This is a genomic window from Oceanobacillus sp. CAU 1775 (assembly GCF_054482815.1).
In genome coordinates, this window is record NZ_JBTLRO010000004.1 from 67,023 (window position 1) to 87,293 (window position 20,271).

21 protein-coding genes are annotated in these 20,271 nt (G+C 34.9%); 17 read left to right on the forward strand and 4 right to left on the reverse strand.

Going from position 1 to position 20,271, the window contains the following annotated elements; translation table 11 throughout:
- Window positions 1-19: 19 nt before the first annotated feature.
- The 10 genes from sufB to ACXYMZ_RS08280 all read left to right on the forward strand — a co-directional run bounded on the left by sufB (window position 20) and on the right by ACXYMZ_RS08280 (window position 10,539).
- Window positions 20-1,417: a Fe-S cluster assembly protein SufB gene (gene sufB / locus ACXYMZ_RS08235; RefSeq protein ID WP_458947915.1), complete on the forward strand. Its 1,398-nt coding sequence runs from the start codon at window positions 20-22 to the stop codon at window positions 1,415-1,417.
- A 235-nt stretch (window positions 1,418-1,652) separates the two neighbouring features.
- Window positions 1,653-2,366: a 5-oxoprolinase subunit PxpB gene (gene pxpB, locus ACXYMZ_RS08240; RefSeq protein WP_458947916.1), complete on the forward strand. Its 714-nt coding sequence runs from the start codon at window positions 1,653-1,655 to the stop codon at window positions 2,364-2,366.
- The gene (locus ACXYMZ_RS08245) at window positions 2,333-3,292 is read left to right on the forward strand and encodes a 5-oxoprolinase subunit C family protein (protein ID WP_458947917.1); all 960 of its coding nucleotides are present in this window, start codon (window positions 2,333-2,335) and stop codon (window positions 3,290-3,292) included. Before pxpB ends, ACXYMZ_RS08245 begins: the two co-directional genes overlap by 34 nt.
- A 28-nt stretch (window positions 3,293-3,320) precedes the next feature.
- Complete coding sequence (locus ACXYMZ_RS08250) at window positions 3,321-4,094, forward strand: LamB/YcsF family protein (RefSeq protein WP_458947918.1); 774 nt, start codon at window positions 3,321-3,323, stop codon at window positions 4,092-4,094.
- A gap of 185 nt (window positions 4,095-4,279) precedes the next feature.
- Window positions 4,280-5,095: a sulfite exporter TauE/SafE family protein gene (locus ACXYMZ_RS08255; RefSeq protein WP_458947919.1), complete on the forward strand. Its 816-nt coding sequence runs from the start codon at window positions 4,280-4,282 to the stop codon at window positions 5,093-5,095.
- 12 nt (window positions 5,096-5,107) lie between these two features.
- Complete coding sequence (locus tag ACXYMZ_RS08260; RefSeq protein WP_458947920.1) at window positions 5,108-6,505, forward strand: bifunctional metallophosphatase/5'-nucleotidase; 1,398 nt, start codon at window positions 5,108-5,110, stop codon at window positions 6,503-6,505.
- Between the two features lie 76 nt (window positions 6,506-6,581).
- The gene (locus tag ACXYMZ_RS08265; RefSeq protein ID WP_458947921.1) at window positions 6,582-6,890 is read left to right on the forward strand and encodes a YunC family protein; all 309 of its coding nucleotides are present in this window, start codon (window positions 6,582-6,584) and stop codon (window positions 6,888-6,890) included.
- Window positions 6,891-7,025: 135 nt separating this feature from the next.
- Window positions 7,026-8,114, forward strand: coding sequence for an HD-GYP domain-containing protein (locus tag ACXYMZ_RS08270; RefSeq protein WP_458947922.1), 1,089 nt, complete (start codon window positions 7,026-7,028; stop codon window positions 8,112-8,114).
- 57 nt (window positions 8,115-8,171) lie between these two features.
- Entirely contained in the window at window positions 8,172-8,945 is a 774-nt protein-coding gene (gene yunB / locus ACXYMZ_RS08275; RefSeq protein ID WP_458947923.1) for a sporulation protein YunB, read from the forward strand.
- Window positions 8,946-8,976: 31 nt separating this feature from the next.
- Window positions 8,977-10,539: a Na+/H+ antiporter NhaC family protein gene (locus ACXYMZ_RS08280; protein WP_458947924.1), complete on the forward strand. Its 1,563-nt coding sequence runs from the start codon at window positions 8,977-8,979 to the stop codon at window positions 10,537-10,539.
- A 40-nt stretch (window positions 10,540-10,579) separates the two neighbouring features.
- Here the strand turns inward: ACXYMZ_RS08280 and ACXYMZ_RS08285 are convergent, their stop codons facing one another.
- Window positions 10,580-11,545 carry a M23 family metallopeptidase gene (locus ACXYMZ_RS08285; protein WP_458947925.1) on the reverse strand — a complete coding sequence of 322 codons (966 nt, stop codon included), beginning with the start codon at window positions 11,543-11,545 and terminating at the stop codon, window positions 10,580-10,582.
- Window positions 11,546-11,695: 150 nt separating this feature from the next.
- On the opposite strand from ACXYMZ_RS08285, the gene ACXYMZ_RS08290 reads away from it, so the two are divergent.
- The gene (locus tag ACXYMZ_RS08290; RefSeq protein ID WP_458947926.1) at window positions 11,696-11,971 is read left to right on the forward strand and encodes a YutD family protein; all 276 of its coding nucleotides are present in this window, start codon (window positions 11,696-11,698) and stop codon (window positions 11,969-11,971) included.
- A gap of 96 nt (window positions 11,972-12,067) precedes the next feature.
- Here ACXYMZ_RS08290 and ACXYMZ_RS08295 read toward each other — a convergent pair whose 3' ends face one another.
- Entirely contained in the window at window positions 12,068-13,474 is a 1,407-nt protein-coding gene (locus tag ACXYMZ_RS08295) for an amidase (protein WP_458947927.1), read from the reverse strand.
- 131 nt (window positions 13,475-13,605) lie between these two features.
- Between ACXYMZ_RS08295 and ACXYMZ_RS08300 the strand changes: the two genes are divergently transcribed.
- The gene (locus ACXYMZ_RS08300; protein WP_458947928.1) at window positions 13,606-14,049 is read left to right on the forward strand and encodes a DUF86 domain-containing protein; all 444 of its coding nucleotides are present in this window, start codon (window positions 13,606-13,608) and stop codon (window positions 14,047-14,049) included.
- Window positions 14,050-14,126: 77 nt separating this feature from the next.
- Window positions 14,127-14,765, forward strand: coding sequence for a helix-turn-helix transcriptional regulator (locus tag ACXYMZ_RS08305; RefSeq protein WP_458947929.1), 639 nt, complete (start codon window positions 14,127-14,129; stop codon window positions 14,763-14,765).
- Window positions 14,766-15,069: 304 nt separating this feature from the next.
- Here the strand turns inward: ACXYMZ_RS08305 and ACXYMZ_RS08310 are convergent, their stop codons facing one another.
- The gene (locus ACXYMZ_RS08310; RefSeq protein ID WP_458947930.1) at window positions 15,070-15,582 is read right to left on the reverse strand and encodes a phosphatidylglycerophosphatase A family protein; all 513 of its coding nucleotides are present in this window, start codon (window positions 15,580-15,582) and stop codon (window positions 15,070-15,072) included.
- 91 nt (window positions 15,583-15,673) lie between these two features.
- Between ACXYMZ_RS08310 and ACXYMZ_RS08315 the strand changes: the two genes are divergently transcribed.
- Window positions 15,674-16,648 carry a protein kinase family protein gene (locus ACXYMZ_RS08315; protein ID WP_458947931.1) on the forward strand — a complete coding sequence of 325 codons (975 nt, stop codon included), beginning with the start codon at window positions 15,674-15,676 and terminating at the stop codon, window positions 16,646-16,648.
- Between the two features lie 128 nt (window positions 16,649-16,776).
- On the opposite strand, the gene ACXYMZ_RS08320 is transcribed toward ACXYMZ_RS08315, so the two are convergent.
- Window positions 16,777-17,001: a NifU family protein gene (locus ACXYMZ_RS08320; RefSeq protein ID WP_458947932.1), complete on the reverse strand. Its 225-nt coding sequence runs from the start codon at window positions 16,999-17,001 to the stop codon at window positions 16,777-16,779.
- Between the two features lie 268 nt (window positions 17,002-17,269).
- Here ACXYMZ_RS08320 and ACXYMZ_RS08325 point away from each other — a divergent pair, with 268 nt between their 5' ends.
- From ACXYMZ_RS08325 to ACXYMZ_RS08335, 3 genes are all read left to right on the forward strand, one after another.
- Complete coding sequence (locus ACXYMZ_RS08325) at window positions 17,270-17,629, forward strand: HesB/IscA family protein (protein ID WP_458947933.1); 360 nt, start codon at window positions 17,270-17,272, stop codon at window positions 17,627-17,629.
- Window positions 17,630-17,784: 155 nt separating this feature from the next.
- Window positions 17,785-18,819, forward strand: a complete 1,035-nt coding sequence (locus ACXYMZ_RS08330) for a tyrosine-type recombinase/integrase (protein WP_458947934.1) — start codon at window positions 17,785-17,787, stop codon at window positions 18,817-18,819.
- A gap of 117 nt (window positions 18,820-18,936) precedes the next feature.
- Window positions 18,937-19,281, forward strand: a complete 345-nt coding sequence (locus ACXYMZ_RS08335; RefSeq protein WP_458947935.1) for a hypothetical protein — start codon at window positions 18,937-18,939, stop codon at window positions 19,279-19,281.
- The last annotated feature ends 990 nt before the right edge of the window (window positions 19,282-20,271 follow it).

Here is a 20,271-nt window from a genome sequence, read left to right on the forward strand (position 1 = left end):
TACCTAAGGAGGTTTAATAATGGCTAAAAACATGCCTGAAATGGATGATTATAAATATGGTTTCCACGACAAAGACGTCTCTGTCTTCCGTACAGAAAGAGGACTGACTCGTAAAGTCGTTGAAGAAATCTCTAGAATGAAAGACGAACCACAGTGGATGTTAGACTACCGCCTAAAAGCGTTAGAGCATTTCTATTCACGTCCAATGCCACAATGGGGTGGAGATCTTTCAGAATTAGACTTTGATGAAATTATTTACTATGTAAAACCATCTGAAAAACAAGGTAGAACTTGGGATGAAGTACCTGAAGAAATCAAGAACACTTTTGAAGCTTTAGGTATTCCAGAAGCTGAACAGAAATACCTTGCAGGTGTATCTGCACAGTATGAATCAGAGGTTGTTTATCAAAGCTTGAAAGAAGACTTACAAGAATTAGGGATTCTTTTCAAGGATACAGATTCTGCATTAAGAGAAAACGAAGAACTTTTCAAAGAATACTTTGGTAAAGTTGTTCCTTACTCAGATAATAAATTCTCAGCACTTAACTCAGCTGTATGGTCTGGTGGTTCATTCATCTACGTACCAAAAGGTGTTAAAACATCTACACCATTACAAGCATACTTCCGTATTAACACGGAAAACATGGGTCAGTTTGAGAGAACATTAATCATTGTTGATGAAGGCGCATCTGTTCACTATGTTGAAGGATGTACTGCACCAACATATACTTCAAGCTCACTGCATAGTGCAGTAGTTGAAATCATTGTTAAAAAAGATGCATATTGCCGTTATACAACGATTCAAAACTGGTCAAATAACGTTTATAACCTAGTTACAAAACGTGCGACTGTTGATGCGAATGGTACAATGGAATGGATTGACGGTAACCTTGGTTCCAAATTAACAATGAAGTACCCAGCAATCCTTCTAAAAGGTGAAGGTGCAAGAGGTAACACAATGTCTATCGCATTTGCTGGTAGAGGTCAGTTACAGCATGCTGGTGCTAAAATGTATCACTTAGCTCCAAATACTTCATCTACGATTGTTTCGAAGTCAATTTCGAAAAATGGTGGTAAAGTATCTTACCTTGGTTTAGTACACTTTGGCCGTAAAGCAGATGGCGCACGTGCGAACATCGAGTGTGATACGTTAATTATGGATAACGAGTCTACTTCAGACACAATTCCATATAACGAAATCTTAAATGATAATATCTCACTTGAGCACGAAGCAAAAGTTTCTAAGGTTTCTGAAGAACAATTATTCTACCTTATGAGCCGTGGATTAAACGAAGAAGAAGCAACTGAAATGATCGTAATGGGCTTCATCGAGCCATTCACGAAAGAACTTCCAATGGAGTACGCTGTTGAAATGAACAGATTGATCTCTCATGAAATGGAAGGTTCAATCGGTTAATAAATTACTACACCCTGCTACTATTTATTTAGTAGTAGGGTGTTTTTTTATCTTCATCGTTACATAACTTCCCAGATGAATATGATATAATGTATAATAAAATATATAGCTAAAAATCAGAATAAAATGATTATTAAAGTTCTAACTTTTGATTGCGCTTACATTGAGAAATATAAATAAAGAGGTGGGAGAAATAGTCGAGAATAGAGAAGAAAAATATCCTTATTACTTTCCTATGGGGGATAGAGCAATTGTTGCCCAGTTTGAAAAAGTTATGTCGATTGAAGTGAGCCAAAAAATACAATCATTTCTACAGGTGATAAAAAACAAGCAAATCCAAGGTATAACGGAATTACTACCAGCTTTTAATAACCTAACCATTTCTTATGACCCAACAATTATTCAGTATAATGACCTTTTAATAGAGCTAAAAATTATTGAACAGGAAACTTCTGTAGAGATCGCAGTGGAGCAACCGACCATTTATATTCCAATCACCTTTGAAAAGAAATACGGGCAAGATTTAGACTACATAGCAAAAACTACTAATCTAACAACAGAAGAAGTAATAGACACCTTGCATAAGAAAAAATATTTTGTATATATGATTGGTTTTATTGCTGGTTTTCCTTACGCTGGGAATATAGATGAACGCTTGAGATTGAAACGAAGAAAAGATCCAAGAGCAAAAGTTAAAAAAGGAACAGTGATGATTGTTGATAAACAGATAGGGATCATCACAATGGAATCACCTACTGGGTGGCATCAAGTCGGTTGGACACCAATGGAAATGTTTAATCCTTACAGGGAACATCCGAGTTTATTACAAGCGGGTAATTATGTTAAATATGTTCCGATCAGTATAGAAGAAGCTGAATCATGGACGGAAGAACGTCAGAAGGAGTGGGATAAAGAGTGGAATTATCAATCATTAAGCCTGGATTATTAACAACAGTCCAAGACTTAGGGCGAGAAGCATTTAGAAAGCATGGTGTTTCAGCTTCTGGTGTGATGGATCCACTCTCCTTCCGACTCGCAAATATTCTAGTAGGTAACGATGAGAATACTGCAGCGTTAGAGGTCACATTGGTTGGACCGACCATACGATTTGAGCAAGAAACAGCATTTGCACTTGCAGGTGGGAACTTATCACCTTTTTTAAATAACGAATCAATCGATATGTGGTCGGTTATTCATGTAAAACCAGGTGATGAGCTTAGTTTTGGGAAATATTATTATGGAGCAAGGGTTTATATTGCATTCGCTGGAGGTATTGATGTCCCCAAAGTAATGGGCAGTAGAGCAACATTTATGCGAGGAGCATACGGCGGGTTGGAAGGTCGTGCACTTAAGCGAGGAGATATTATTCGATTAGAAAAACCTCCCATTCTTTTAGAAGCTATACGAGGAAGGAAATTACGCTATCAGGACATTCCTGACTTTAAAACAGAGCGTCCTGTCAGATTTATATTAGGACCACATGTAAATGAGTTTGAAAAAGAATCAATTGAAAAATTCTTGAGCGAGCCTTATATTGTATCAAATGCTTCCGATCGGATGGGTTATCGTTTAGAAGGTGAGACTTTAAAACATAAAAATGCAGCTGATATCATATCAGATTTTATTGCGGTAGGTACAATCCAAGTACCAGGTAATGGCCAACCAATTATTCATATGGCAGATTGTGGCACATCAGGTGGTTATACAAAATTAGGCGTCATAATCAGTGAAGATATCCCATACATTGCACAAAAGAAACCAGGAGACAAACTTTACTTTGAACCTATTTCTATTCAGATAGCACAGGAAAAAATAGTAGAAAGAGAAAAGTTATTAAGAGAAATAAATTTAAATAATAAAATTCTAAAGCTTTAAGATTTTACAATCTGAAAGGGGAATAACGATGAAATATATTGATTTGAACTGTGATATGGGAGAAAGTTTTGGTGCTTACACATTAGGACGAGATGAAGAAGTTATTAAATTAATTTCTTCCGCAAATATTGCCTGTGGATTTCATGCTGGAGACCCAAATGTGATGGATAAAACAGTCCAGATGGCAAAAGAACAAGGAGTAGGTATCGGTGTTCACATGGGATATCCTGATTTATTAGGATTTGGTAGAAGAGATATCGATATTGCTAAAGATGAATTAGTGAATTATATTGTATATCAAATTGGTGCACTCCAAGCTTTTTGTACAAAACACGGAGTTGAAATACAACATGTGAAGTCACATGGGAGTATGGGAAATATGTCGTACGTTAACCCTACAGTTGCTGATGCTGTTACAGATGCAATTTTACAAGTTCTACCTGATACGAAGTTATTCGTAATTAATGGTACTGTCGTTCAAAAAATGGCAGAAGAAAAAGGTATTGCAATTGTAAGAGAAGTATTTGCAGATAGATCTTACACGAACGAAGGTACACTTGTATCACGTAAAGTGGAAGGATCGGTAATCAAAGATCCAGAAAAAGCCGCAAAACAAGTTTTGAATATGGTACTCAACGAAAAAGTAGAATCCATTGACGGTGTAGAAATTAAGATGGAAGCCGACAGCATTTGTGTACATGGTGACACAGATGGAGCATTAGCAATTGTACGGCATGTGAAAACGGAATTAGAACGAGCAGATGTAAAAATAGCTCCAGTTGGAAATTGGTTAAATAAATAGGTACAAATAATAAATCCCTCTTCTTATTATTATAAGAAGTGGGATTTGCTTTCTTGTTTCATTTCTACCATGATAGTTAACTATAGATAAATAAGGAAATCTTTTTGCGCAAGAGCCCTTAATTATTGTTTCTTCTTATTTATGTTAGTATAGATATTAAGAAATTAAGGATGGTAGGGATTATTTTGGTATTTATATTTTCTCTTTTAATTGGATTACTTACTGCATTTGTAGGCTCATTAATGGGTCTTGGTGGGGGAGTAATACTTGTACCGGTTTTATTATTAATGGCATCATTTTTTGATTCATTCTCTTGGGCAACCCCCCAGGCAATAGTGGGAATTTCTTTAATTGTAATGATTTTTACTGGATTATCTTCAACACTGGCTTATTTAAAAGTAAAGAGAGTAGACTATAAGACGGGGTTATTATTTTTAATCGGTAGTATCCCTGGTGGGGTCATAGGATCATGGCTAAATCAATTTGTAGATGTTGATTCTTTTCAGCTATACTTTGGCTTTTTAATGATTTTCATCTCTATTTTATTATTTTTTAAGAAAAAGAATCCTGTAAAAAAAGAATTAACAGGCAGTGGTATACGTCATTTTGAATTTAATGGAATAGAATATACGTATAAAGTGAATAAAGTAGCAGCAATTTCTTTAGCGTTAGTCGTGGGAACTCTTTCAGGATTGTTTGGTATTGGTGGCGGTTCGATTATGGTACCAGCTATGATTTTATTATTTGGATTCCCTGTTCATATTGCCGCTGCAACTTCGATGTTTATGATCTTTTTTGTAAGTATATTTGGTTCGATTACACATATCGCCTTAGGACACATTCCATGGGAATATGTATTATTCTTCATTCCTGGAGCTTGGTTTGGTGGGAAGTTAGGAGCAAAACTAAACCAGAGATTATCAGGTAATACTTTAGAGTGGATATTACGTGGACTGCTTATTATCATAGGAATTCGAATGATTATTCAAGGATTGGGTTAAGGAGTATGATTCATGGAGGAAAATATATATTTATATTTTACAAACGATTTACACAGTGATTTTGAACAATGGCCAAGGACAGCAGGCTATTTAAAAAAAGTAAAGAATCGTCGTGAAAGGCGTCAGGATGCTCATTTTCTATTGGATAGTGGAGATCATATGGACCGGGTAGATATCGTTTCAGAGGCTTTTATGGGAAAAGGAAATATTGAGCTTATGAACGATGTCGGATATGACGTTGTAACGATTGGAAATAATGAAGGAATCACACTTGCACATGATGATTTATACGAGTTATATGACCAAGCAAATTTCTCTGTTGTTGTTTCAAATCTTAAACATATGGAAAACAATCCTCCTGACTGGTTACTCGAATCTGCCATAAAAGAGACTTCCTCTGGAGTTCGTATAGGCTTTCTAGGAGTTACGGCACCTTTTAATGCATTTTATGAATTATTGGGCTGGGATTTAACCATTCCACAAGATGAGCTCGAAAAACAAATACAACTGTTAAAGAAACAAGTTGATGTTATTGTTTTACTTTCTCACTTAGGTATTAATGAAGACCAAGCACTAGCTAGAAACTTTTCTGATATCGATGTAATTGTTGGTGGACATACACATCATTTACTACGCACAGGTGAGGTAGTTAATAATACAATTATTACTGCAGCTGGAAAGCATTGCATGCATGTTGGTGAAGTGATTATTACTTGGGATCATGAAGAAAAGAAATTGGTGAAAAAAGAAGCTTATGTAACAGATATCTCCGGAGCAGAGAAAGATAAATGTGCTCTTAAACTTGTAGAATCGCTTAGGGATGCAGCTGAAAGTAAATTAAAAGATACAGTGACACATCTTGAGAAACCATTGGCAGTAAATTGGTATGAGCAAAACGAAATTACACAGAAATTGACTGATACATTAAAATCTTGGACAAATGCTGACTTTGCTTTATTAAATGCAGGGCTGTTACTAGAAGATTTCCCTAAAGGTGATGTGTCCTATGCAGATGTGCACCGCATCTGTCCACATCCAATTAATCCTGTTGTAGTTGAACTGCGTGGAGACGAGTTAATCGAAGTCGCAAGGGCTTCCTTTAAAAGTGACTTCATGGAGCTACAATTAAAAGGATTTGGATTTAGGGGAGAAGTTATAGGCAGAATGCATTTTTCTGGATTAGATGTAAAAACAAAAATTCAGTCAGATGGTAATGAACAAGTCACGAGCGTAACAACTTCGAATGGAGAAACGATTAACCGCGATAAAACATATCGAATTGCAACTGCTGACAAATTTACATTTGGAAGGTTACTCCCAGAAATCGCCCGCTCCGAATATAAGCATTATTTTCTCCCAGAATTCATAAGAGATGTCTTGGTGAAAGCTTTAAAAGATAAGACGAATTAAGATGAATGAATGCCCCTGTGACCAACTCCTTTCCTCTTGCATAGGTATATTATGCGAAGGAAAAGGAGGTATGGGGATGATTACAATAAACCCAATAGAAATTGATGGGATGCAATTTACTGCTGTAAGTGTGGAACTCCCTAAAACAACATTACTTACGATATCAAACGAAGTAGGCTATATTATGTGCGCTGCACTAGATGTAGATATTTTTAATGAAATTCCAAAATTAAAAGAACGAAATGTTGTAGCAGGTCGCGCCTTAGGAGTGCGAACGATTGATCAGCTTCTTCATGCGCCGTTAGAGAAGATTACAGATGCCTCAAAGGAGTACGGATGGGAAGTTGGGATGACTGGAAGAGAAGCTTTATTAAAGATATCTTAATATTAATGCCCATATCTGAGAACAAGAAAGTTCTCAGATATGGGCATGGCATAAATAATGTAGTTAACCGCGTCTATTTCTGTTACAATTAGGTATAGAATTTACAGTTCAATTTGTTATTAAAGGGGCAAAACTATGAGGCTAGCAGCAACTAAATTCATCGAGCCTGGTACGAAGCTAGCGCAATCTATATATAATGAACGTGGCAACGTATTATTGGCTAGAGGCATTGAAATAAATAAGAGTATGCTTAAAAGACTGATTCAACAAGGAATTACATACATATACATAGAGGATGAGTTTACGAAGGACGTAGATGTCGAACCAATTATTCCAGAGAAATTAAGAATGCATGCTTCGAAAACAATTAAAGATACATTTACAAAAATAGGAAAAGCAAGTCATTCAGAGACTAGATCTTATTTATTAGACGATAAATATATTGAATTTCGCGACATCGCTGGAAATATTGTCGATAGTATATTAGTAAAAAAGAAATCCGTTTCATTACTAACCGATATTTATATCTCGGATGATTACATCTTTCAACATTCTTTAAATGTGGCGATTTACTCCACTTCTATTGGATTAAAATTAAATTTACCTGCAGAAAAAATAAAAGAACTTGCAGTTGGAGCAATTCTACATGATATTGGTAAAATATTTATTGATCCTAGCATTTTAAACAAAAAAGAGAAGCTTACAGAGCAAGATTTTCTCATTATAAAAAAACATGCGGAACTTGGGTATAATTTTTTAAGAGAGCAAATGGAATATTCTTCTGTCATTGCACATTGTGCCTACCAGCATCATGAGCGATTAGACGGATCTGGTTATCCTAGAGCAATAAAAGGAGACGATATCCTCCTGCAAGCTAAAATTATTGCGATTGCAGACGTTTTCGATGCAGTAACGAGTAATCGTGTCTATCGGGATGCCATGTTACCACATGAAGGGTTGGAACTAATTTATGCTGGTGCTGCAACACTATTCGATATCAAGATAGTTGAAGCATTTCGAAAAAGTATCATTGCATATCCTGTAGGATTAACTGTAGTTTTACATGATAAGCGTGTCGGGATAGTAATAGAACAAAATTCTGGTTTAGCAGATCGTCCGATTGTTCGTATTATTGAAGAAGAAGGCCAAGCATTAAAAGAGCCATATGATATTGATCTTGGTACAAGTTTAAATGTTACTATCACAGGTGTGATTAAGAAGTAAACAAGTATTCTAACCCCTTTGAGTTATGCATAAACATAGCTTGAGGGGGTTTTTGTATTGAGAAAAAAACGACTATTATCACCTCCAGGCCAACGAATATTGCTATTTACGATTATTATCTTCATTCTTTGTGTCGGTGCAAGTATTATTATTATTGATCGAGGAATTAAGCCGACTCTCATGGAAATTGCAAAAGAAAAAACAACTGCATATGCCACTAGAGGGATTAACGCTGCCGTTCGTTTTGCGGAAGAATATGATTTTAATGATATTGCCAATATTACATATGATAATGGTGGAAATGTCGCAGTTTACAGGCCAAACTTTTCTGCTATTAATGAGATAAATCGTCAGGCAACAAATCGCGTGGAGGAATTCTTTGCGAGAATTAACCATGGTGATCCGATTACGCATGATTCTTCGGGAAATGAATTGTATGATTATCCCGATGGAGCAGAAGAAAGAATACTGGAAGATCCAACACTCATTGAAATTCCGCTTGGTCAAGTGACTGGAAATACTGTCTTAGCTAATTTAGGCCCACGTATCCCGATAAATCTAGAGGTAATTGGAACGGTGAGAACGAACATTGTTCCAGATCGCTCTGAATTTGGAATCAACAGTGCTTGGGTCTCCTTTTATTTACATGTAGAAGCAGATGTACAAATCATCATTCCTTTTACTTCAGAGGTAACTACTGTTACTTCAGATATTTATATTGATGGTGGAGCTATCATGGGAGAAGTTCCAGAATTTTATGGTGGCGGTATGGGACCATCGATTGCTGTCCCTAGAGAAGATTTTCAAAATAATTTGCATGGAGGTGAATAATCTAGTATATTATTTTGGGAGGTGAGACACTATGATAGGTACGTTTTATTCAGTTATACCCGCATTAGTTATGCTGATTTTAGTTATTGTTACAAAAAGAGTACTGCTTTCTTTAGGGATTGGGATAGTGTTAGGTGCTTTCTTTATTCACGAATTTGCGGTATTGGATTCATTACAAGAAATATGGCTAGTGTTTTATGGGATATTTATTGATGATGGCGCGGTTAATCTAGGTAATATCTTATTGCTTTTATTTTTATTATTACTAGGAATCATGACAGCATTTCTCCAAGCATCTGGTGGAAGCAGAGCATTTGGTGAATGGATGTTAAAACGAGTTAAAACAAGAACCGGTGCCCAGTTAATGACTGCAGTACTTGGTATTATAATTTTCATCGATGATTACTTCAGTAGTTTATCAGTTGGACAAATAGCAAGACCATTAACGGATAGGCAAAAGATTTCTCGAGCCAAGTTAGCTTATATTATTGATTCATCTGCGGCTCCAATTACTGTATTATCCCCTGTATCAAGTTGGGGAGCATATATTATAGGTGTTCTTGGATCTATATTTATCGCAAATGGAATTACTACCATTCAGCCGATTGAAGCATTTGTTCAAATGATACCAATGAATTTATATGCAATTTCAGCTATTCTGATGGTGTTTATTGTTGCTTATTTTAAAGCAGATATAGGACCAATGAAGACGCATGAGCAACGTGCTATAGAGACTGGGGACTTAATAGATCCAGAAAACAGTAAAGTACCTGGTGATTTAAGTGATGCGATTACAGCACATAGCAAGGGGAAAATATATCATCTTATTCTTCCAATTGTTGTTTTAATAGTTGTGACTGTAACTTCAATGTTAATAACTGGTGCAAATGCAACAGAAGGTGAAGTCTCCATCCTTTCTATGTTTGCTAATACAGATGTAAATCTGTCATTATTCATTGGTGGATTGACAGCAGTATTAACAGGTCTAGTTATTTTTCTATCACAGAGTAAACCAAAAGCTGAGATGGGTACAGTTCTTATAGAAGGTACGAAGTCAATGATGCCCGCTATATACATTTTAATTCTAGCTTGGATGATTGGTTCTATTATCTCGAACCTTGAGACTGGCGCATATTTAGCAGAACTTTTAAATGGCGCATCTATAGGGGCGGCGTTCCTACCAGTATTATTCTTTATTATTGCTGGGTTAATGGCTTTATCCACAGGGACTTCTTGGGGAACATTTACAATTATGTTACCGATAGCTGCTGAAGTAGCAATGACAATAGATACGAATATGCTTTTACCATCACTTGCAGCTGTTTTAGCAGGAGCAGTATTTGGGGATCATTGTTCCCCAATTTCAGATACGACGATCCTTTCAGCGACAGGGGCAGGAGCGAATCATATTGATCATGTTCTTACTCAGTTGCCGTATGCACTAATTGTTGCTAGTGTTTCAATTGTAGGATATTTACTAATTGGAATCTTGGATTTAGTTGTATTACCACTTCTTATAACGTTGGCATTGATCATTGCTATTGGATTGATTATTCATCGCATTAACCAAAGAAAGTCAAAAGTGATGGAATAACAAAATATAGCAAGAAAAAATAGAGCTCAATGACTGGGCTCTATTTTTCTTTACTCATTTTTTCCCATTTTCTTAAATAGGGGTATGGATCAAAAGACCATTCATTCCGTCCATCATCTTTGTACATTCCATAATGTAAATGTGGGGGAAACTTTCCTGAAGTCCCTGGTGGACCATAACCAGTTGAACCGACACTACCTAAGACATCTCCAGGCTTAACAATTTGGCCAACTTCTAAATCTTCCTTAAATCCACTCATATGTGCATAATAATGATAAATATTATAGATGTCACGAATCCCGATTCTCCAACCACCGTATCTATTCCAGCCCATCATCTCAACTACACCATAAGTCGTGGAGTGAATAGGAGTTCCATAACCAGCAAAAATATCGGTTCCTTCATGAATTCTGAGTCCTCCATAACCTCTGCGATCACCCCATGTATTTCGGTAACTATAATTATAATTTGTATCTACTGGAAACGCTCGATCTGTTAAATATATATCATCGAAGTACTGAAAAACTCTTGCAGTATTCATGATCGACTTTACAGATAAATCTCTTTGATAATGCTTCCACAAGAATATTTTTATATCTTCTCTTGTTAAACCTTCTTTGAGAATTTGCATTCCCAGAGTATATAACACATCTTCCGCATCGTTTAAATCAGCAATTCCATCTCCATTCCCATCTTGACCTATTCCTTGAAATAGTCCTATAATATCCGGATGTGAATTGCTAACATGGTTACCTATTCCATACCATTCACTTTCTGAAAAAGTAATCGATAATATTGGTTCTTCTCCAGTTGCAGTTTGCTTGTTCCGTTCATAATTATCAATCGCTGCAAAATAGTACCAGGGAATAGAAGTAACAGCTTCGTTCTTTAGAAATAATGCTTTTCTTATTTCATGTATATCTGATTCTTCCGCATAAGTTTCGTTTGCCGTTGAATATAAAAAAAATGCAGCAATTAATATACTGAATAGGCTTCTGACAAGCACTGAAATTACCTCCATCATAAGATAAAAATATTTGATTTAAAATCCTATTGCGTTTAGTTTGCATAAAGCAATGAAAAACATACGCAGAAATATTTCACTCTTTTCATACATATGGTAAACTATATAAAGGAATACTGGGGGTGGAAGCGATTGTTTGAGTTAAATGGTAAGCAATATGAAATTATTGAAGATGTTAAAGAGGGTTTTCAAGAAGATGCAATTAACGAACGATATTCCGATATTTTAGGGAAATATGATTATATAGTTGGTGACTGGGGATATGACCAGTTGCGCATGCGTGGATTTTATCAGGATCGTAATGCAAAAGCTCCAATTGATGCTAAAATAAGCACACTAGAAGATTATCTTCTAGAGTATTGCAATTTTGGCTGCGCCTATTTTGTATTAAAAAAAGTAACAAAATAAAGCATAGTTGTTCATGTGTTTCTGAACAACTATGCTTTTTAGTTGTATAAGCATTTAAAATTTATTTAGAAAAAGGTTGTAAGCTACCTAAAGAGCTTAGTCGAACCTTTTACAACGTTGGTACCCACGGAATTTCTTTTCGATAATTTTACCCAATCGAAAGATAGCTGATTCATTACCGCTTGCACTAATAATTTGAATACTTATTGGCATATTATTTTCATCTTTCCCAATTGGTAAGGTCAATGATGGTAATCCCCATACATTTGCATATGCAGTATAAGGCATATATTCCAGGAAGGTTTTCTTTATTGAGAAAATTTCTTTAAATACTTCACCATGAGGAAGAGCTCCCGTATGATAGACAGGGAATACAAGTAGGCGGTTTCGTAAGTAATCAGAAATCCATTCATCACCTTGTAGAATTATTTCTTCAATTTCTTTAATTCTTCTTTTAGATGGTTTAAACATTTTAGAACCAATAATTGCCCATGATAAGTAAGGATGTACTTTTGTTCTTTGCGTTAGTTTTTCCTTTAGAAATGATTGGAATACATTTGAACGATCATTATTATATGCTTCCTGCTCGATAAGCGCACTTCCGTCAGCTGACATCATTTCTTGCCACAAGAGAGCACTTTCATCGAATAAAGGTGGTACGCCTCGCTTCGTATAAATTAACTGATCTAAGAAAGCCTCAATAGAGCTTATGCATTTCTTTGTATGTTCCGAAAGTGGATAATTCACACGATCAGATAAAATTTCTATCTTATATTCCTCTAAAGAAGTTGTTGAACTTCTTTTATCAGAAATAATTTGATGCATTAGTTCCATATCTCTTACTGATTTCCCTAATGGTCCAATAGCGAACATTCGTTGTTGTAAAGAATGAGTTACTTCTGGAAAATGGCCTTCTCCTGAAACTTGTTCTTTACCTGGTTTAAAACCTACGACACCATTAAAGTGAGCTGGAAAACGTATAGATCCTCCAATATCAGAACCAAGTCCTACCGCAGCACCACCAGTTGCGAGTAACGCTCCTTCTCCACCTGTAGAACCACCAGCCGTTCGATTTAGATCCCATGGGTTATTTGTTCGGCCATATAATTTATTATCAGTTTCTTGACAGAAGGAAAGTGCAGGGGTATTTGTTTTCCCTAGGATAATTGCTCCTTCATTTTTCAATTTAGTAATAACGGTGGCATCTTCTCTTGCGATTAAATCTTGTCGATGCTCAAGACCACCAGTAGTTTTCATATTTGCAACATTGAATGCTTCTTTTACACTTATTGGGACTCCAGCCAGTGAGCCTTTACGTTTAGAACTGGATTGATTTTCTAAATCAAATTGCTCAGCTTCTAGTAAAGCTTCGTCAAATCGATTTTCGATGAGGGCGTTTATTTGTGGGTTTACTTTCTCGATATGATTAATATATGCTTTTACAACTTCAACACTTGTTAATTCTTTTTTTCGTAACTTTTCGGCTATTGCCGTTGCATCCATATCTAAAATTACATTATCTATTTTAATTCCTCCCCTCAAGAATTTACTTAACTTTACTATAGCATCTTTTTCTTTAATTTCATAACAAATGTGATATCATTAACTATAGAAGACAATGGAGGAGAAGACATATGTACTTTATTGACCGAAAAAAAATTGAGGAAATTTTAGCATATATGGATCAATTACTAAACACGTTCGAAACAAATGAATTTAACTCGAATACGGATAAATTAGCATTAGAAAGAATTGCACATGTATTAATCGAATCGACACTTGATGTAGGAAATATGATGATTGATGGTTTTATCATGCGTGACCCAGGAAGTTACGAAGACATCATTGATATTCTTGTAGATGAAAAAGTAATACCTAAAGAAGAAGAAGGAACGTATAAAGCATTTATTGGAATACGGAAAGAACTTGTTACAGAGTATCAAGCTGTAGACCATGTTCGTCTAGAAGCAAATCTTAGAGAATATCATGAGACATTAAAAACATTCCGCACAAAAATTAATACGTATTTGAACAATGAATTAGGGGTGGCAAATGCCTTTATCCCAGATAAAGAGTAAATACAACATTCTATATTCGATCTAAGAAGATTCCAAGCATTTTAGAGCGTATAAATGATTGAAAAAAGGTGAGAAAAATGATAAGTACAAAAACAACCAAAGATCAACTGCTCATGCTTATAAAGAAACATTCTGGAATTACTTTTGAAGAGATCAAGGAATTCTTTTCTATTTCCGAACCTGCTATCCGAAAGCATCTTACGGAAATGGAAAAACAAGCTATTATAGAAAAACATGCACAGAAACAAAAAATTGGTCGTCCGTATTATACCTACGAATTAACAAAAAAGGGCCATGGTTTGTTTCCAAATCAATACGAAAGCCTTCCTGTAGAATTACTTGATGATTTAGCAGAACTCCAAGGACCTGATGCTGTTCATGCTTTGTTAGACCAAAGAAGGCTAAGGGAAGAAGAAGAACTTAGGGAACAACTTGCAGAAGCAGAGAATTTTGAAGAAAAGATTAAAACACTTGTACAATTACAAAATAATAAAGGCTATATGGTCGAAATTGAGGAAACGCCAGAGGGCGACTTCAAATTAACAAATTTTAACTGTCCGATTTCTAATATCGCATACCATTATCGTCAGGTATGTAAAAATGAGAAGACGATATATAATAACCTGTTTGATTCAAGTGAAGTAATTCCACAAAATTATATCACTACAGGTGCCCAAGTTTGTAAGTGGCTAATTAAAGCTCCTAGTGTAGAGTAAGTATATTTTATTATGACTATGTAAAAGTTCGAAGTTTTTAAGAGGAAAAACCCGCTTCGGAAATATACTACGCTTTCCGCGGGCGGCTGGTGAGCTTCCTCGCACGCAAGCGTGCTGCGGGATCTCACCGTTGCCTTTCCTCCCGCAGGAGTCTTCGTATATTTCCGAAGCTGATATGGCTCTTCTGATTTATTAACTAATAATGCCAGATAGAAAAGTTTTAACATAGCCTAAATAAAAACCAACTCGTATTCGATTAGAAAGGAATACGTGTTGGTTTTTTGTTTAGGTTGTTTACGTGGTTTTAATCTACTATATCTGCATGATCTTCTGTAGAATGTGCTAGGCGACTTGATGCTGCTGCGGCGACTGCACCGACAATATCGTCGAGGAAAGTATGAACTTCCCCAGTGGATTTGTCATTTAAGCGTTTTAAAATACCTGGCTTTTGTTTGTCAATATAACCATAATTCGTTAAACCAATCGAACCATACACGTTCACAATGGATAGAGCAATAATCTCGTCTACTCCATATAAACTTTCGTCAGATGCAATTGTTTCTTGAAGTGGCTCACTAAGCATTTTCTTTTCTGCTAGGATATCCAGTTCAATCCCTGTAATTACAGCGTTTTGAACCTCACGTTTCGATAGCACTCGATCGACATTATGACGACATTCATCCATTGAAAGTTCTACATGGTAACTCGATTGAAGATAAAAAACAAGCTCTGCTATATCTTCTAATTTCACTCCACGTTCTTTTAATAAAGATCTGGCTTTCTTTTCTAAAACATCAATATCTACATGTTTACTCATTTACATCACCTTTTTTAAAAGAATTTGTTAAGAAACCTCTTATTCGTACATATGCTTATATAGATATACATTTCGAAGAGGAGGTATACTTTTGTCTTACAAGCAACTTTTAGATAAATTCTATGGACTTGCATTGGAAGAACAGCTAACGATTAAAGAAAGAAAAGGTTACCTATCCAATGGTTTGTTTTATTTTACCACTAATGTCGAAAATATTGAAACTATTCACATGGAACAGACGGTTATTGCGTATTATCTAGCTGAAAATGGGTATAAACAAGTCGCTTTACCGATAAAGAATCTAAATGAATCTTGGTTTTCTGATGTGAATGGGGAGAGATTCTTTGTTTATGAAGTACATGAACTTGTGTCAGACAGTGAACAGTTAGGTACTAGTTTGGCTACACTCCATAAACTTGGCAGCTCGTATCCATATGAACCAAAATCTATTTCAAGTTATGGTGAATGGAAAAAGCTATGGATACAAAAGTTAACATATATAGAAGAAAGTATTCTCGCATTTTCAAAAACAGCTGGAAGTCCTCGAAACGATATTCTTGTACAAATTCTCCCGTACATTATAGGTATGAGCGAAAATGCAATACAATACCTAAGTGAAACAGAAGAAGAGGAAACTCGCTATTTAGAGTCAGACCAAGGGACAGTGACATTTTTACGTTTTTATAAAGATTCACTTGACGAAGTTATTTGGCCTGATCAATTTGTTTATGATCATCCTGTAAGAGATTTGGCAGAATATATTCGTTTTCTGTTTTTAAATAATTATTCTGATCATCAAGTACATGAATTCTTAACTGATTATCAAAATGTCAGACCACTATCCATTTTTAGTTTAAGATTACTTTATGCAAGATTACTTTATCCCATTCATTTGTTTGACGTTATAGAAGATTGCTTACATGAGAATACCACAAATGAACATTTTAAAACCTTATACCGATTAATTGAGCTGCAAGCAAATTACGAGGTAAGGCTCCAAAATTTTTATGAAAAGGTAGGCATAAATAAGACCTCTTATGGTTTAGTCGAAGTAGATTGGCTTTGAATAAATAAGTATGTTGAAGCTCAATTTAATCTTCATATTTTTAATGGTTAAAATATCTACAAAAAGCTTGAACTTAAACCAAAATAAAAAAAAGACAGAGCAATAGCTCTGTCTTTTCGTAAATTCTATTAAAATACTTGTTCGATTTCTCTAACGCCAGGTACTTCTGCCATTAGTGCACGCTCGATACCAGCTTTTAAAGTAATGGTTGAGCTTGGGCAGTTACCACATGCACCCATTAGACGAAGGAGAACAATACCTTCCTCGTCCACATCTATTAGTTCTACGTCGCCACCATCTCTAAGTAAGAATGGGCGTAGTTTGTTTAAAACTTCTTGTACTTGTTCCTGCATGAAAATTTCTCCTTTCCCGTGTATATTAAAAAATACAGCAATAAAAAATTAGAAGAAAACATTAAGAATCGTTCTCATTTAATTATATTGTACCCTTGTATGATGAATTTGTAAAATGAAAATAACTAGAAATTAGTGTTATAATGAAATCGCTTCATTATATAGTTGATATAAGGAAACAATCAAAACAGATGTATTGTATATTCTCCATCTAGTTTGTATAATTATTATAAGCAATATTTAGTTAAATTAAAAGGAGGCCAATTGAATGAGCATTATATTAACAGATAACGCAAAGACCCAAATCATAGAGATGATGCAGGCAGAAGAAGAAGCGGATGTAAACTTGCGTTTTACCCTTCAAGGAGGGGGATGCAGTGGTTTATCTTATTCTTTAGGTTTTGATACGATTGTGAATGAGGAATTAGAAGTCGTTCAAACAATTAATGGCATCCCAGTTATTCTTTCAAACCAAGATATCCCATTAATAGAAGGAACAACAATAGATTTCAAACAGAACATGATGGGTGGAGGGTTTAGTATAGATAATCCGAATGCTATCGTATCATGTGGTTGTGGATCATCTTTCCGTCCAAAAGATTACTCAGGGGAAATCAATCCTTGTTAATGTGTATCAAAATTGATGGGTTGTTAATTTGGTAGTAAAAATGGTAATTGTTAATCCTTGTTTAGATTAAAAACAACCCTAAATAGTGTGTTTAAGGATTGTTAATTCAGAAACCTTCTTAGTTAAATGTAAAAAAACTAGGGAGGTTTTTTGTTATGGCTAAGCATATCCGTAAAAAACGTGTAGTAGGTAGGATTGGTTCAAGTAAGGATTATCCAAAACTAACATTTGAACAAGCTATTGACATTGTTGTCAGTGGAAAAAGAGTTGAAGGTGTACGAGAGAGAACAATAAAAGATTATCATAAGATGTGGGGCTACTTCACAAAGTGGCTACATGAGAATTATGAAATTGAATATGTTAATGATTTAGAAGCTAATGTATTTCGTAACTATATTAATTACATGAAATATGATAAGCAAAAATATAGTGGTCATAAGTATATTAGTTCGGAAAATCAATCAATTGGCTTATCAGATACAACAATTAATATAAATTTAAGGGTGTTAAAAGCGATAATTAATTATCTATACCGAGAGGATTATTTAGAAGTAAACCCTATTGAAAAGGTAAAGTTGATTAAACAAGATAAGGATAATGTTCATTCAGGTTTTACTATTGAAGAAGTAAAAGAAATTCTGCGTCAACCAAATCAAAAGGATTATGTTGGTTTTAGAGATTATGTCATGATGAATATATTGTTAGATTCAGGTTTGAGAATTAATTCTTTAATTGACTTGAAGGTAGAGAATATTGATTTTCAATCAAGATTTATTAATATACCTGCTGATAAAGCAAAGGGTAGAAAAGCTTTGTTAGTACCAATATCCAGTCATGTTACTAAATTAATTTTACACTTAATACAAGAAAATAAAGAACACTTCAAAACACAAAGATTATTTTTATCATCTTATGGGGAACCACTAGGTAAGAATCAATTCAATAAACGTTTAAAATATTACGCTGAAAAGGCAGGGATTGACCCTAGGAAGAAACGTGTCACAGCTCACACTTACAGGCATACTTGGGCAACTGAGATGGTTAAAGCAGGCGTTGACCCTTATACGTTGCAGAAAATGGGTGGTTGGTCAGATCAATCAACTATGCAACGTTATATTCAAATGGATACGAAGCAGATGAGGAAAAGCCATGATGAGTTTTCTCCTATTCATAATTTGAATAAAAGGTGATATTAAAAAATATAGCAATACACCCGAGTTTATACTATATATAGTATAGGGAATATTCAGATAACGTGTTATAATAGAGATAATCTATTCAATAAACTTTTAAAGGAGGCATGAAAAATGAAAAGATTAATTATACCTGATGATTTACCATTGGTATTAAAAGAGGATAAGGTTAAAGAAGTACTAGAGATTATTGAAAAACTTTACAAAGATGAAGGACTGGAAAATGTTATTGAAAGTACAAATACTGATAGCACTAAAAACTCTGGTTTTCAATTTAACGACTTGACAAAAGATTTGCTTCAAGAGTGTAAGGATTTATATGGAACTGTTTACCCTAATAGGAAAGAGAAATCTGATGAAGAATTGATACAGTTCGCATTAGGTGTATATAGGGTTATTCTTCCTGAGTTATCAAAAGTGCAGAATAGTTTAGGTGAATTAAACAATCTTTTAAAATAATATAATAATTACTCTTTAAACGTCTGAGAACCACTTTACAGGCGTTTCTTTGTTTTGAAGGGGATTATTCATTATTGAAACTTAAGCGTTCAGATTAGGTCATGTGAAGTCCGTATTGGAAGATAACTAGCTCTATAGGTTAAATATAAAAAACTAGCGAAATAGGATGATATTTATCTTAATAGTAGTGCTACCTATTTAAAGAAACGCTAAACCCCTACTCTCCCAATTGTTATACGACGTGTGGTTAATTAGATATAACGAAGAGAGAATGGAAATGGTGGTCAGGGAACACAACTAGAAGTTTAGAAAAACTCTAAACCCCCACTGCCACAAGAGGTTTGGGCTTTGTGGTTAATTAGATATAGTGGAGAGAGAAACTTTACCATTGAATATATTCAAATCAAGATTGCTAGATTTTTTTACTACAAGTACTCTTAGATCAACTAAGGTAATGGTTGCAGACGTTATATTTGATGTCTGCGTTAATAGACATTAGAGGAAAGAAGTCATGTTTGATTTAGAGAATCGTGAAATCCATTGACACCATTGAGTTGTAGTTGCTCAGGTTAATTAGATATAGTTGAAGGGAAACGACAATGAAATGGTTATGTTTCTTAATAGGATGGATGTATAGCGAGAAAGAGAGTAGCGAAATTGAAACATGCTATTACCTTAATCATACCAATGCTTTTCAGTGTTGAAGATTCGCTTGTTATTATGATTGATATAGTGAAGGGAAATGTGGACAAATAGGATTTATGTTTCTTAGTAGGTAAGTTCGTTTTGTGTAAGGTGACAGTTTTCAAATGTGTTGATATAACAACGTTTAGGGTATGAAAGATAAGTTCCCTAATGGTAGAGTGTAATCGTCATACAATTGGACTTATGTTTCTTAATAAGGTGTGTTCGTACGGAAATAAAAAATCAGAAACGTGGAATCAGTTGGTATCACTGGGTTAAAGATAGTTATTTTATTCACTGAGATAA

Bases quoted from the DNA above. Each gene is read 5' to 3' on its own strand.
- sufB (WP_458947915.1), top strand. From the start codon at position 20: ATGGCTAAAAACATGCCTGAAATGGATGATTATAAATATGGTTTCCAC.
- pxpB (WP_458947916.1), top strand. From the start codon at position 1,653: ATGGGGGATAGAGCAATTGTTGCCCAGTTTGAAAAAGTTATGTCGATT.
- ACXYMZ_RS08250 (WP_458947918.1), top strand. From the start codon at position 3,321: ATGAAATATATTGATTTGAACTGTGATATGGGAGAAAGTTTTGGTGCT.
- ACXYMZ_RS08260 (WP_458947920.1), top strand. From the start codon at position 5,108: ATGGAGGAAAATATATATTTATATTTTACAAACGATTTACACAGTGAT.
- ACXYMZ_RS08265 (WP_458947921.1), top strand. From the start codon at position 6,582: ATGATTACAATAAACCCAATAGAAATTGATGGGATGCAATTTACTGCT.
- ACXYMZ_RS08270 (WP_458947922.1), top strand. From the start codon at position 7,026: ATGAGGCTAGCAGCAACTAAATTCATCGAGCCTGGTACGAAGCTAGCG.
- ACXYMZ_RS08280 (WP_458947924.1), top strand. From the start codon at position 8,977: ATGATAGGTACGTTTTATTCAGTTATACCCGCATTAGTTATGCTGATT.
- ACXYMZ_RS08295 (WP_458947927.1), bottom strand. From the start codon at position 13,474: ATGGATGCAACGGCAATAGCCGAAAAGTTACGAAAAAAAGAATTAACA.
- ACXYMZ_RS08300 (WP_458947928.1), top strand. From the start codon at position 13,606: ATGTACTTTATTGACCGAAAAAAAATTGAGGAAATTTTAGCATATATG.
- ACXYMZ_RS08305 (WP_458947929.1), top strand. From the start codon at position 14,127: ATGATAAGTACAAAAACAACCAAAGATCAACTGCTCATGCTTATAAAG.
- ACXYMZ_RS08310 (WP_458947930.1), bottom strand. From the start codon at position 15,582: ATGAGTAAACATGTAGATATTGATGTTTTAGAAAAGAAAGCCAGATCT.
- ACXYMZ_RS08320 (WP_458947932.1), bottom strand. From the start codon at position 17,001: ATGCAGGAACAAGTACAAGAAGTTTTAAACAAACTACGCCCATTCTTA.
- ACXYMZ_RS08325 (WP_458947933.1), top strand. From the start codon at position 17,270: ATGAGCATTATATTAACAGATAACGCAAAGACCCAAATCATAGAGATG.
- ACXYMZ_RS08330 (WP_458947934.1), top strand. From the start codon at position 17,785: ATGGCTAAGCATATCCGTAAAAAACGTGTAGTAGGTAGGATTGGTTCA.
- ACXYMZ_RS08335 (WP_458947935.1), top strand. From the start codon at position 18,937: ATGAAAAGATTAATTATACCTGATGATTTACCATTGGTATTAAAAGAG.